Below are 12,585 nucleotides of genomic sequence, written 5' to 3'. Positions count from 1 at the left end.
AACGCCCAGCACCAAGATTTTTCCGAATCGACATCAGAATATTGTTTATTGATTCACAACAAAACTTGACATATTCGGCCAATGCCATGTCATTTTTGCTTTTTTCAACATCGATTCGATGTTGATGGGTCCAAATTGAGAACAACGAGTCCATTCCGCCAGTCTTGACGAGTGGCTTTAGCCCATATCTGACAATTGATGACGTCTTAAGCTTATTAGTGTCGAAAAAATTTTGCTCGACGACCCCACTTAAGGGGCCTGATCGGGACAGTTGTTCGAGCACACGCACGGCAATCGACTCTACCGCAAAAGGCTCCAGGACCAAATTGATCGCCTGTTTCAGTTGCGACTTCGCATTGGTTTGGGTAGAGTTTATCTCCAAAAAAAGCTTAGCTTCGAATTTCTCACGTTCTAGATCAGAAATTCCCTCTGGATATATTATTCCCGTAATGAGCAAATTTTGTTGAATGCGCAGCGCAGCTATATCCGCATCATCGTCTTTTGACTCATGATACGCGAATACTCTATGCTGACCATCAATGATTCCAATACTATTCGGCTTGTCGGGTAATTTTATCGTTACCGGCGCTGTTGAATTTAAAATTGATGCATCTACTGTTTCTAATTTCTCGTTGAGAGGCTTCACTTCTGGTGGAAGAGTAACGATTATATTATTTACAAATACCCGCCTTTACTCCTTGAGGTAGCTACGAATCGAATCGATTTTCGGCTTCGAAATCATTCTCTGATAGAGGTTAGGCGAATTACGCCAGCCCTCTTTACGAAGCACGTAAGCGGTTCTTAGTAGAACGTCAGGATCTGCATAGAAGCTAACTATCTTAAAGCCGTCATTGAAATTCGAATGCGCCTCTGGCAGCAGCGAACCGGCATAATCGTAAGACGCAGAACTAACCTGTATTTTTCCACTTTGGCCTATGCCCGCGGTGCCAACCCCAAGAAAGTGAAAAATTTCAAAGCGCGTTGATTTTCGAACTGCGCCTGCCACTGCCGCGAAATAACGAACTACTGAGTAATCCATATAGCACGGTCCCGGCACATTGATTTTGTATTTCTCATCGAAATCATAACGAGAACAATACAAAATTCGTATTATCAACTGGTTTAAATGATAATTATGAGCAAATTTACTCGCATTATTTGGGAATTTGTCTCTCAAAAATTTCACAAAATTGGTAGGATTATTTAGTATTTTGTCAAAAAATATCTTCTTGTTTTTAAGATGATCACCAATTCCAGAAGGCTGCGCACAGGTATATTCTGCAACCACAATGATATTTTCATAAATGAATATATCATCAATATCACTCGACTGATTATCGAAAGTTATTTGCTTATCGCTAACGTCAAGGACGTGACTGAATCCAGAATCTGAAAAAATAGAACGTATGGTGGATCTATGATCGCGTTGTATTTTCATTTTCGCCCTGTCTTGAGGGGTTAGCCTATTTTTTTTGTTTTTTTATTTGTAGCAGATTTTTCTTTAATTGCCGACATTCTTAATTTTCCTTCGACGTTACTCGGCCGCCTGCGACCACTCATCGGGGACTTGGCTCACGCGCTCTCCAGCCTTTGGCTGTCGAACGCCCCTGGCTGATGGGCGGAGTTCAAGATTGCCAGCACGCAAGTTTACAACGCGCTGTTGGGTGAGCCTTAGATAGTCTGCGCTGCGATCGATACCAATGACACGACGATTTGCCTTAATCGCCGCTACCGCAGTTGTCCCAGCGCCGATGAAAGGGTCAAGAACAGTATCGCCAACCTTCGAAAAAGCAAGCACGCACCGTTCAGCTAGTTCATGTGGAAACTGACAAGGATGCGCGGTGAATTCTGGGTGATTTGCTTTAATATTGGGAATTTCCCAAATAGGATGCTCCCAAAAACAATTTTCAGCGGAAAAAATCCAATAGTCCGATGGGTTTTTGCCCAGAGGATTGCCGCTTGGTTGCCCAGCCCTAGCTCCACCCTTGCTCGCCGCGTGCCGCTTACCTGGATAAAGTTGTGGTACACGTATGGGGTCCAAGTTGAATGTATAATTATCAGTCTTAGTGAACCATAGTAACGTGTCATATCGACCAGACAATCTTTTCGTTGAATGGAGACCAAAATTGAAACGCCAAATAATTCTATTTCTTAATTTAAAATTATTTTTTATAAACATATTATAAAAATAGTAATTAAGCGGAAAAACCTCACCGTCTCGGACGAAATTGCCTACTTGCCAGCATATGCTACCGGCAAAAGTAACTTTTTTACAAATATTTTCAACCACTGGAGTAAGCCAAGCGACATATTCATCGAGCGACATTTTCTGGTCACGCTCATAAATCTTACGAAGGTTATACGGGGGCGATGTGACCACAAGCTGGACGCTCTGATCTGGTACTAGATCAAGCGCGTCCAAGACATCTCCATGGGTCAGCTTCAGGTCGCCTTGCTGATCGTTAAGCACACGTGACTTTGACACACGAATCCCCACCAACCGTTAATTTATAGCAGCGTTGAGATGGCCTTCGCCAGAGCCAATGTTATTTCTTAGCAAAAAATTTTTTAGCATGAATTTAGATTTCCGCATAACAACCACGCTGACGAGCATCTCCTTGGATCCTGATACGCCGTCCCGGCCTTGATCAGCGAGTTAGGCGCAGTCCACCTTACTTATCGCTCCCTAAAAAATCCTTATGCTGTGCCCCCATGCAAATCCTCCTAGCCAACGCCAACACCACCCAAGCCATAACCACCCTCTGCACCGCCTCCGCCCGCGCCGCCGCCTCCCCAGGCACAGAAATAATCCCCGCCACCCCCCGCTTCGGCCCCGAAGTCATCTCCACCCGGGTCGAAAACGCCATAGCCAGCCACGCCCTGCTCGAACTCCTGGCCGAACACGCCGGACAAAACCTCGATGGCGTCCTCCTCGCCGTCAGCCATGACACAGCCCTCGAAGCCGCCCGCCAGCTCATGCCCTGCCCCGTGCTGGGCATGACGGAAGCCGCCTGCCTCGTCGCCCTCACCCAGGGCGGCCGCTTCGGCCTCGTCACCTTCGGCGGCGTGGATATGTATCGGGAATTGATGGCCCGCCACGGTTTTTCCGCCCGGGTCTCAGGCCTCGCAGGGGTCGATGCCACGCCGCAACAAACCCTGGCCAACCCAGCAGCCGTCACCGCCCAGGTGCAGCAAGCCATCCAGGCCCTGGTGGCCGAAGGCGCCGATAGCGTGGTCCTCGGCGGCGCCGCCATGGCCGGCATGGCCGCCCACCTCACCGCCCCGGTGCCGCTGCTCGATGGTATAGCCTGCGGCGTGCGCCTGCTCGAAGCCCTGGCCGGGCTGCGCCTGCCCCGCCCCAGCACCGGCAGCTACGCCGCCCCCTCCGGCCGCGCCCTCTCCGGCGTCAGCCCCGCCTTGGCCGGCCTACTCGCCCAACCCAGGAATTAATTGACAACAAACCCCCAGCCGTCTACCCTACCGGCCGCTGTTTGAACAACCAAATCCGCCCCCATCAGGCAATTTGTCCGAATACGACATTTTGCGGAAAATGGCCGCCCGCCGCCAGTTTTCGAATTTGTCCGTAAACTACATCTTTGGCGCCACCAGCCTCACTCCGCCTTCATCTTCAGCTCTTTGGCCAGCCGCCGCAGCAGCATATTGCGCCGCAGCGCGCTCAGGTAATCCACAAACAAAACGCCATTGAGATGGTCAATCTCGTGCTGCAAACAGGCCGACATCAGCCCCTCGCCCTCCATCTCCCGGCGCGAGCCATCGAGTGCCTGATACCGCACCTTCACCTGATGCGGCCGCTGCACATCGCCAAAAATATTCGGCAGCGAAAGGCAACCCTCCTCCCGCACCGCCAATTCCCGGCTCTGCGCCACCAATTCAGGGTTGACCAGCACAATGGGCGCCGGCGCCTCCTTCGGCCCAATGTCAATCACCACCAGCCGCAGCAATTCCCCCACCTGCGGCGCGGCCAGGCCAATGCCCGGCGCCGCATACATGGTGGCCAGCATCTTCTCGCTCAGCGCCCGCACCCGGTCCTCATCGCCAGGGCCCACAGGCTTGGCCTTGGCCCGCAAGATGGGGCTTGGCACATATAGAATAGGCAGGGTCTCGCTCATGCCCCAGGCTTACCGCCGCCCCGCCCGGCTTGCAACGCGCCCCCGGCCTTGCCATGTGTATCCCGCCGGCGCCTGCGGGGCCGCCCATCAATCCGCTCCTTGTGGGGGAATGCCTTGTCACGTTCGCCGGTCTTCGGTTCGCCGCTCTTCCTAGGCTTCGACCATCTCGAGCAAATGCTCGACAGGGTCCAAAAGAATTCCGAAGGGTATCCCCCCTACAACATCGAACAGACGGGCGATGGCCGGCTGCGCATCACCCTCGCCGTCGCCGGTTTCTCGATGGATGACCTGCATATCACCCAAGAAGACAACCAGTTGGTCATCCGCGGCCGCCAGCGCGATGATGGTGATGGCAGAATTTTCATCCATCGCGGCATCGCCTCCCGCCAATTCCAGCGCGCCTTCGTCCTGGCCGAAGGCATCGATGTCGAAGGTGCCTGGCTCGATAACGGCCTGCTCCACCTGGACCTCAAGCGCCCCATGCCCGAGGTGAGGGTGAAATCCATCCCCATCACCGCCCGCGGCACCACCATGGCCCGCCCCGTCGTCAATAGCCGAATGATGCGCGATGATGAGTGAGCCCTGCACCCACATAAACTTGCCCCAGCTTCGCCGCGCGTGTTAACCGCAGCCTCTCGATGTGAGATGCAAGCAAATCCATGAAAACCATCACGGTTCTGAACGGCCCCAACCTGAATATGCTGGGCCTGCGGCAACCCCATATTTACGGCGCCTCAACGCTGGATGATGTGGAGAACCTCTGCGCCGAGACCGCCTTTGAATTGGGCCTGGGCATTGATTTCCGCCAATCCAATATAGAAGGTGAATTGGTGTCCTGGATTCAGGAATGCCGCGGCCGCAGCGCCGGCATCATCATCAATCCGGCCGGCTACACCACCACCTCCATCGCCATGCTCGATGCGCTGCTGATAGCCGATCAGCCGGTGATCGAGGTCCATATCACCAACATCCACAAACGCGAGGAATTCCGCCACCACAGCTACATCTCAAAGGTCGCCACCGGGGTGATCTGCGGGCTGGGTGTGGCAGGCTACGCCCTCGCGATGCGCGCGATGGCGGGGATCCTGGCGGATCAACAGGAAGACGATCAATGAGCTCCAGCATCACCTTCGACCCGGCCGCGATCCGCGAATTGGCCAAGATCCTGCGCGAGACCGACCTCACCGAGATCGAGCTGGTCGAGAATGACAGCCGCATCCGCGTGGCGCGGGTGATACCGGCCCAGGCCCTCACCACCTATGCCGCGGCCCCCATGGCGCCGCCGCCTGCCGCCATGGCGCCGCCACCGGCCGCCGCCGCCGCCCCCACCCTCTCGGCCGAGTTCGACCCCAAGCATCCCGGGGCTGTCACCAGCCCGATGGTGGGCGTGGCCTATCTCTCGCCCGAACCCGGGGCGGCCGCCTTCGTGCAGGTCGGCAGCCAGGTCTCGGCCGGGCAGACGCTGCTGCTGATCGAGGCGATGAAGACCTTCAACCAGATCAAGGCACCAAAATCGGGCACCGTGGCCTGGATTTTGATCGAGCCCGGCACGCCGGTTGAGTATGGCGAACCCCTGATGTTGGTGGAGTAGGCGGAATGCCCACCCGCCCTTTCAAGAAGGTTCTCATCGCCAATCGCGGTGAGATTGCGCTGCGCATCCACCGCGCCTGCCAGGAGATGGGCATCAGGACGGTGGCGGTGCACTCCACCGCCGATGCCTCCGCCATGCATGTGCGCCTGGCCGATGAAAGCGTGTGCATCGGCCCGCCGGCCGCGCGCGACTCCTACCTCAACATGGCCGCGCTGCTCTCCGCCGCCGCCATCACCGGGGCGGAGGCGATCCATCCGGGCTATGGTTTTCTCTCCGAGAACGCGAATTTCGCCGAGATGGTGGAAGCGCATGGCCTGGCCTTCATCGGCCCCAAGCCCGAGCATATCCGCATGATGGGCGACAAGATTTCGGCCAAGGACGCCATGCGCCGGCTGGGCGTGCCGCTGGTGCCGGGCAGCCTTGGCGCGCTGGAGACGCTGGAGGAGGCGAAATCCGTCGCCGCCGAGATCAAATATCCGGTCATCATCAAGGCCGCCGCCGGCGGTGGCGGGCGCGGCATGAAGGTGGCGCATTCCGAGGATGAGCTTGAAGAAGCCTGGCGCGTCGCCCGCACCGAGGCCAAGGCAGCTTTCGGCAATGACGAGGTCTATCTGGAAAAATACCTCGACCGGCCGCGCCATATCGAATTGCAGGTTCTGGCCGATACCCATGGCAATGTCGTGCATTTCGGCGAGCGTGACTGCTCACTGCAACGCCGCCACCAGAAGCTGGTGGAGGAGGCGGGCAGCCCAGCACTCAGTTGGGCGGAGCGTGACGCGCTCGGCGCCAATGTCACCCGCGGCCTGCGCGAACTGGGCTATCGCAATGCCGGCACGCTGGAATTCCTTTGGCAGGATGGGCAATTCGCCTTCATCGAGATGAACACCCGCCTGCAGGTGGAACACCCGGTGACGGAAATGGTCTGCGGGATTGATTTGGTGCGCGAGCAATTGCGCGTCGCCGCCGGTGAGGCGCTGGGCTATGGCCAGGAGGATATCACCTTCAACGGCCACGCCATTGAATGCCGCATCACCGCCGAGGATCCCGAAACCTTCGCACCCTCGCCCGGGCGGGTGAGCACCTATCACGCGCCTGGTGGCCTGGGGGTGCGGGTGGATAGCGCGCTATACTCCGGCTACGCGGTGCCGCCGCATTATGACAGCCTGGTGGCCAAGCTGGTGGTGCATGGCGCGACACGCGCCCAGGCTATCGCCCGCATGCGCCGCTGCCTGGCGGAAATGGTGGTAGATGGCATTAAGACCACCATCCCGCTGCACACCCGCATCATGAATGACCCGGAATTTCAGGCCGGCGATTACACCATTCATTGGCTGGAACGCTTCGTCGCCCGGCAAGGCTGAGGGCGGCTTCGCCAAATCGCTTGTCGCGACGCGGTTGCGCAGGATAGAATCATACTGCCAGAACAGTTTGGCAGGGGGATTTCATGCGTCGTCTTATCGCATTGGGCCTGGTTGCCCTGGGACTCACCGGTTGCGCCGGCGCGCCGGGCACCGGCGAGCCACAGGTCTTGGTCGACCGTTCGACCTTGGCCGTGCAGGAATTGCTGGGCAATGATCGTGATCTGCTGGGTGTGAGCAACCTGCTGCGCAATGCCCGCGCGGTGATGGTCTGCCCGCGGGTCTTCCGCGCTGCCTTCTTTGGCGGTGGCGAGGGCGGCGATTGCGTGCTGCTGGGCCGTGATGGCAATGGCGGCTGGTCATCGCCCGCCTTCTACAGCGTGGGCACGGCCAATATCGGCTTCCAATTCGGTATCCAGGACAGCCAGACCCTGCTGGTCATCCGCGGTGATCGCGGGCTGAATGCGGTGCTGGACAGTCAATTCAAATTCGGCGCCGATGCCTCGGTGGCAGTAGCGGCCTATGGCGGCACGGTGCAGGGCGCCACCACCACCAATCTGGGCGCCGATATCGTGGCGGTGTCGCGCTCACGCGGGCTCTTCGCCGGCGTGGCCTTGGATGGGACGGTGCTGTCCTCCCGCTCGGAATGGAACACGGCCTATTACGGGCAGGAGCTCTCCGCCCGGCAGATCGTGGTGCAGGTGGCAGCGCATAACCCGGGTGCTGACCCGCTGCGCGCCGTGCTCGCCCGCTATGGCAGCGCCGCATCGGGAGGCATGCCTGCGGCGGAGAGCCCTGCCCCGCTGCCGGTCGCCACCAGCCGCCGCTCCAGCCCATCGAGCCGGCGTGCGGTCACCTCTTCGCCGCTGGCGCCGCCGCCGCGCTGAAGCCAGGGCCGAGGGGCGGAAACGAGATTGACTTATACCCAGCGCCGGCGCTACAAGCCCGCCTCCGGCTGGTGCCGCTCGCGGTTCCGGCCTGATATGTGTTTGACAATGTCTGTTTGACCATTGCTTGGGGTTTTCCATGAGTTTCGCAGTGATCCGCACCGGCGGGAAGCAATACCGGGTGGTCCCGAACGGCGTTGTGCGGGTTGAGAAGCTGGAGGCCGAAGCCGGCGCCACCATCACCTTCCACGATGTGCTCGCGGTTTCCACCGAGGCAGGTCTGGTTCTGGGCGCACCTGTCGTGCCAGGCGCCACTGTCACCGCCACCGTGCTGGAACAGGCGCGTGGCGAGAAGATCCTGATGCTGAAGAAGCGTCGCCGGAAGAACAGCCGCCGCAAACGCGGCCATCGCCAACATGAGACGGTGCTGCGTATCAGCGCCATTGCCGCTTAAGGAGCGTTTCCCATGGCACATAAAAAGGCAGGCGGTTCCTCGCGCAACGGCCGCGACTCTCCCGGTCAGCGGCTTGGCGTGAAGAAGTTTGGCGGCGAGAAGGTTCTGGCCGGCAATATCCTCGTCAAGCAGCGCGGCACCAAGATGAAGCCGGGTACCAATGTTGGCCTCGGCCGTGACCACACGATCTTCTCCCTGGTCGAAGGCCATGTGAAGTTCGAGCGCAAGGCCGAAGGCCGGGTGCATGTGTCGGTTGTGCCAATGGCACTCGCGGCCGAATAAGCCCCCGCGCGTTTGCGTGTTTTGAGCGGGGGCCTTGCGGCCCCCGTTTTCGTTTTCGGCTCTTCCAGCGAGCCCTTCCCATGGCGGGGGGGTCTAGGGAGGGCCAGCCGCCCCTTGCGCCCAGCAGGTGAGGTTGGTGTGGCGACTGGCTGCTGGGGGCACGAACATGAAATTTCTCGATGAAGCCAAGGTTTATGTGAAGGGCGGCGATGGCGGTGATGGCGTCGTGGCCTTCCGGCGCGAGCGTTTCATCGAATATGGCGGCCCTGATGGCGGCAATGGCGGCCGAGGCGGGCATGTCTATGCCCGGGCGGTGGATGGGCTGAACACCCTGATCGATTACCGCTACGCGCAGCATTTCAAGGCCCGCAAGGGCGGCAATGGTGCGGGGGCGGACCGCACCGGGGCGGCCTCGGATGATGTCATCCTCAAAGTGCCCGTCGGCACCCAGATTCTGGCCGAGGATCGCGAGACGCTGGTGGCGGACCTCGATGAACCGGGCAAGGAAGCGCTGCTGGCGCGCGGCGGTGATGGCGGCTTTGGCAATGCCAATTTCAAGACCAGCACCAACCGCGCGCCCCGCCGGGCCGATAAGGGCTATCCGGGTGAGGAGCGCTGGCTGTGGCTGCGGCTGAAGCTGATTGCCGATGTGGGGCTGGTGGGGCTGCCCAATGCCGGCAAATCCACCATGCTGGCCGCGGTGAGCGCGGCGCGGCCGAAGATTGCCGATTATCCCTTCACCACGCTGCACCCGCAGCTGGGCGTGGTGCGGCTGTCGCATTCGGAAGAGTTTATCATCGCCGATATTCCCGGCCTGATTGAAGGTGCGAGCGAGGGGGCGGGGCTGGGCACGCGCTTCCTCGGCCATGTTGAGCGCTGCGCGGTGCTGCTGCACCTCATTGATGGCAGCCAGGCTGACCCGGTGAGCGCCTGGCGCACCATTCGCAACGAGTTGGAGGAATATGGCGGCGGGCTGGCTGATCGGCCGGAAATCCTGGTGCTGAACAAGGTGGATGCGATGACGCCGCAGGCCCGCGCCAGCCGAGTGAAGGCGCTGGAGCGCGCGGCCGGCAAGCCGGTGATGCTGACCTCGGGCGTGACGGGTGAGAATGTGCCCCCATTGCTGCGCAAGCTGGCCGATGTGATTGCGGCGGAGCGGCGGCGATGAGGCTGGGCGAGGCACGCCGCATCGTTATCAAGATCGGCTCCGCCCTCGTCGTTGAACCCAAGACTGCCACGCCGCGCACCGAATGGATGGCGGGCGTGGCCGCTGATGTGGCGGCGCTGCGGGCCAATGGTGCAGAGGTGGTGCTGGTGAGTTCCGGCGCCGTGGCGCTGGCCCGGCGCGCCTTGGGCCTCACCAAGCGGGTGCTGAAGCTGGAGGAGAAGCAGGCCGCGGCCGCTGTGGGCCAAATTCGCCTCGCCGGTGCCTGGCAGGCGGCGCTGGCAGGGCATGGCATGAACGCCGCACAGGTGCTGCTCACCCTGGCCGAATCCGAGGATCGGCGCCGCTACCTCAATGCCCGCGCCACGCTGGGCACGCTGCTCGAATTGGGCTGCGTGCCGGTGATCAATGAGAATGACACGGTGGCCACCACCGAAATCCGCTTTGGCGATAATGACCGCCTGGCCGCGCGGGTGGCGGAGATGATCAGCGCCGATGCGCTGGTGCTGCTCTCCGATATTGACGGGCTTTACACCGCCGACCCGCGGAACAATCCGCAGGCCGCGCATCTGCCGGTGGTGGAGCGCATCACCGATGAGATCATGGCCATGGGGGGGGAGCCGCCGCCGGGCTATTCCTCGGGCGGCATGCGCACCAAGCTGATTGCGGCGCGGATTGCCACCGGGGCGGGCTGCGCCATGGCGATTGCGCGCGGCGATATTGCCAACCCCATCGCAGCCCTGGCGGCGGGGGGGCGCTGCACCTGGTTCCAGCCCGCCCCCGATGGCCGCAATGCCTGGAAAAGCTGGATTGCCGGCAGCCTCGCACCGCAGGGTGTGCTGGTGGTGGATGAGGGTGCGGCGCGGGCGCTGCGCCAGGGCCGCTCGCTATTGCCGGCCGGCGTGCGGGCGGTGGAGGGTCAGTTCCAGCGTGGCGATGCGCTGAGTGTGCGCGCCACCACGGGCGAGGAGTTGGCGCGCGGGCTTTCGGCCTATGATGCGGCCGATGCGCAGCGCATCGCTGGGCATCGCAGCGCGGAGATCGAGGCGCTGCTGGGCTGGCGCGGGCGGGATGAGTTGATCCATCGCGACGATCTGGTGCTGTTGTAGGAGGGCAAGGCTTGGCAGCGCCTCGTTGCATTTTTGTTAAATCCACCGCAATAATGCATGTAAAATAACAATTAAGCGATTGCCGAGTGTAACGCCTCATGCCTATCTGCAATGCAGGAGACATAGAGGATTGCATGAATATTCAACATTTCCGCGCGCGACGCAGCAGCACCTTTGCAAGCATCTTGATGGCTTCAATTGCTGCGATAGGCTTGAGTGCCTGCGCCAATAATTCCAATAACATTACTGTTGGCGATGCCGTTTGCACGAGCCCGGTGCCGCCCCGCCGGACGCCTCTGCCGGTGGCAACGCCCGCGCAGCGCGCCGGCCTCCTGGCGGCTGGCGTTTCCGCTGAGGCGGTGCATATCGCCGATGTGATCGGCGCTGCGGGCCCGCTGCTGGCCTCGGTGGAGGGCAGCGCGGGCCGCAATGGCGCCGCCGGGCTCAATTCTTTTGCCAGCAACCATGTGGCGCTCAGCGTTGACCGCGCCATTTTGGAGGTGCAGGGCACGGTGTCTTCGCTCGTCTGCCAGAGCGGGCGGATCGGCGAATTGCAGGATGACCTCAACCAGCGCAATGCCGATATCAATAATCAGTTCGCCATGGCCGGTATCGCCATTGGTGCCGGCGCCGCGGTGGTGACCGGGGGCATGAGCTTCTTCACCAATGCCACCATTCCAACCGTCACCGGCATGGTGGCCGGTGGGGTCGGTGGAGCGCTCAGCGTATGGCAGTTGGGCGTGGACGCCACCGGCCGCCTGCGGCTGCAGCAGAATATGCTGGAGGAATTCTGGCGCGCGCCGGAGAATGCGACGCTCTTCCCCATGCGCGTCTGGCGCTACCTCAATAGCCGCACCGCGCCCAGCGAGGCGACGCCACGTGAGGTGATCATGGCGTCCTGGCGCCGCGATGGCCTTATCCCCGATCAGGCCCCCACAGCGGAACCGCCGGCGATCATTCTGAACCAGAACGCGGTGGACAGCGATGACCTGGAGAGACTTAAGCTGCTGCTTGAGCCGCTTGAGGCCCGGATCGGGCTGATGTCACGCGACCTGGGCCAGTTGATCGAGGAGCTGCTGGAGCGCACGGAAGCGGCCGCGGCCAGCCGCCAGGCCCCCCCCGCCCGCCGCAGACCCGCGGCATAAAGCGGACATCATCCTGCGCCGGCCCTTTGGCCTGGCGCAGGATGGCTGCGCGGGTGGCGAGCGCGGGCTGCACCACCCGCTGATGGCGCAACTGCTGCGCATTAGGCCCCGCAATGCCTGCGACAAGGTGACAGCCGCGCGGTTCGCATCCTCCGCCATTTCGGTTAGGTTACGGCCCGCATGCGAAAAGCCGTTATGAGCAACGCTGTCCATATCGCCGCGGGCAGCGTGCTCGTGGCTGTGCTGGTGCTCGCGCTCAAGCTGGGGGCGTGGTGGATGACCGGCAGCGTGGCGCTCTTCGCCGATGCGCTGGAATCGGTGGTGAATGTGGCAGCGGCGCTGGCGGCGCTGGCGGCGGTGCGCTTCTCGGCCCGGCCGGGGGATGCCAATCACCCCTATGGCCACCACAAGGCCGAATATTTTTCCGCTGTGCTGGAGGGGGCGCTGATTTTGGTCGCCGCCTT

General features: G+C 60.6%; 16 protein-coding genes. 12 read left to right on the top strand and 4 right to left on the bottom strand.

Going from position 1 to position 12,585, the window contains the following annotated elements:
• From ABWP84_RS09375 to ABWP84_RS09365, 3 genes are all read right to left on the bottom strand, one after another.
• On the bottom strand, positions 1 to 646 hold a 646-nt coding region (locus ABWP84_RS09375; RefSeq protein WP_353211760.1), incomplete at its 3' end, for a hypothetical protein.
• A gap of 45 nt (positions 647 to 691) precedes the next feature.
• Positions 692 to 1,438: a hypothetical protein gene (locus tag ABWP84_RS09370; protein WP_353211759.1), complete on the bottom strand. Its 747-nt coding sequence runs from the start codon at positions 1,436 to 1,438 to the stop codon at positions 692 to 694.
• Between the two features lie 96 nt (positions 1,439 to 1,534).
• Positions 1,535 to 2,497: a site-specific DNA-methyltransferase gene (locus ABWP84_RS09365; protein ID WP_353211758.1), complete on the bottom strand. Its 963-nt coding sequence runs from the start codon at positions 2,495 to 2,497 to the stop codon at positions 1,535 to 1,537.
• Positions 2,498 to 2,712: 215 nt separating this feature from the next.
• Here ABWP84_RS09365 and ABWP84_RS09360 point away from each other — a divergent pair, with 215 nt between their 5' ends.
• Positions 2,713 to 3,450, top strand: coding sequence for an aspartate/glutamate racemase family protein (locus tag ABWP84_RS09360; protein WP_353211757.1), 738 nt, complete (start codon positions 2,713 to 2,715; stop codon positions 3,448 to 3,450).
• Between the two features lie 161 nt (positions 3,451 to 3,611).
• Here ABWP84_RS09360 and def read toward each other — a convergent pair whose 3' ends face one another.
• Positions 3,612 to 4,130 carry a peptide deformylase gene (def, locus tag ABWP84_RS09355; RefSeq protein ID WP_353211756.1) on the bottom strand — a complete coding sequence of 173 codons (519 nt, stop codon included), beginning with the start codon at positions 4,128 to 4,130 and terminating at the stop codon, positions 3,612 to 3,614.
• Between the two features lie 174 nt (positions 4,131 to 4,304).
• Here def and ABWP84_RS09350 point away from each other — a divergent pair, with 174 nt between their 5' ends.
• The 11 genes from ABWP84_RS09350 to ABWP84_RS09300 all read left to right on the top strand — a co-directional run.
• A complete protein-coding gene (locus ABWP84_RS09350) occupies positions 4,305 to 4,709 on the top strand; it encodes an Hsp20 family protein (RefSeq protein WP_353211779.1) in 405 nt (134 codons plus the stop codon).
• A gap of 80 nt (positions 4,710 to 4,789) precedes the next feature.
• Positions 4,790 to 5,245 (top strand): type II 3-dehydroquinate dehydratase, encoded by a 456-nt coding sequence (gene aroQ / locus ABWP84_RS09345; protein ID WP_353211755.1) that lies wholly within the window; start codon positions 4,790 to 4,792, stop codon positions 5,243 to 5,245.
• Complete coding sequence (gene accB, locus ABWP84_RS09340; protein WP_353211754.1) at positions 5,242 to 5,721, top strand: acetyl-CoA carboxylase biotin carboxyl carrier protein; 480 nt, start codon at positions 5,242 to 5,244, stop codon at positions 5,719 to 5,721. Before aroQ ends, accB begins: the two co-directional genes overlap by 4 nt.
• A gap of 5 nt (positions 5,722 to 5,726) precedes the next feature.
• The gene (gene accC / locus ABWP84_RS09335) at positions 5,727 to 7,082 is read left to right on the top strand and encodes an acetyl-CoA carboxylase biotin carboxylase subunit (protein WP_353211753.1); all 1,356 of its coding nucleotides are present in this window, start codon (positions 5,727 to 5,729) and stop codon (positions 7,080 to 7,082) included.
• A gap of 83 nt (positions 7,083 to 7,165) precedes the next feature.
• Positions 7,166 to 7,966, top strand: coding sequence for a lipid-binding SYLF domain-containing protein (locus ABWP84_RS09330; RefSeq protein WP_353211752.1), 801 nt, complete (start codon positions 7,166 to 7,168; stop codon positions 7,964 to 7,966).
• Positions 7,967 to 8,105: 139 nt separating this feature from the next.
• Positions 8,106 to 8,420: a 50S ribosomal protein L21 gene (gene rplU / locus ABWP84_RS09325; protein WP_353211751.1), complete on the top strand. Its 315-nt coding sequence runs from the start codon at positions 8,106 to 8,108 to the stop codon at positions 8,418 to 8,420.
• A gap of 12 nt (positions 8,421 to 8,432) precedes the next feature.
• Complete coding sequence (gene rpmA, locus ABWP84_RS09320) at positions 8,433 to 8,702, top strand: 50S ribosomal protein L27 (RefSeq protein WP_353211750.1); 270 nt, start codon at positions 8,433 to 8,435, stop codon at positions 8,700 to 8,702.
• A gap of 166 nt (positions 8,703 to 8,868) precedes the next feature.
• Positions 8,869 to 9,870, top strand: coding sequence for a GTPase ObgE (obgE, locus tag ABWP84_RS09315; RefSeq protein ID WP_353211749.1), 1,002 nt, complete (start codon positions 8,869 to 8,871; stop codon positions 9,868 to 9,870).
• Complete coding sequence (gene proB / locus ABWP84_RS09310; protein ID WP_353211748.1) at positions 9,867 to 10,976, top strand: glutamate 5-kinase; 1,110 nt, start codon at positions 9,867 to 9,869, stop codon at positions 10,974 to 10,976. The genes obgE and proB overlap by 4 nt, the downstream gene beginning before the upstream one ends.
• A gap of 302 nt (positions 10,977 to 11,278) precedes the next feature.
• Complete coding sequence (locus tag ABWP84_RS09305; RefSeq protein WP_353211747.1) at positions 11,279 to 12,121, top strand: hypothetical protein; 843 nt, start codon at positions 11,279 to 11,281, stop codon at positions 12,119 to 12,121.
• 195 nt (positions 12,122 to 12,316) lie between these two features.
• Positions 12,317 to 12,585 (top strand): cation transporter (locus ABWP84_RS09300; protein WP_353211746.1); only part of this gene is annotated, 269 nt, incomplete at its 3' end.

The sequence above is a fragment of the Rhodovarius sp. genome, assembly GCF_040399605.1.
Taxonomy (GTDB): domain Bacteria; phylum Pseudomonadota; class Alphaproteobacteria; order Acetobacterales; family Acetobacteraceae; genus Rhodovarius; species Rhodovarius crocodyli_A.
Note: the sequence above shows the minus strand (reverse complement) of the source record. Positions and strands in the feature narration are given on the sequence as shown.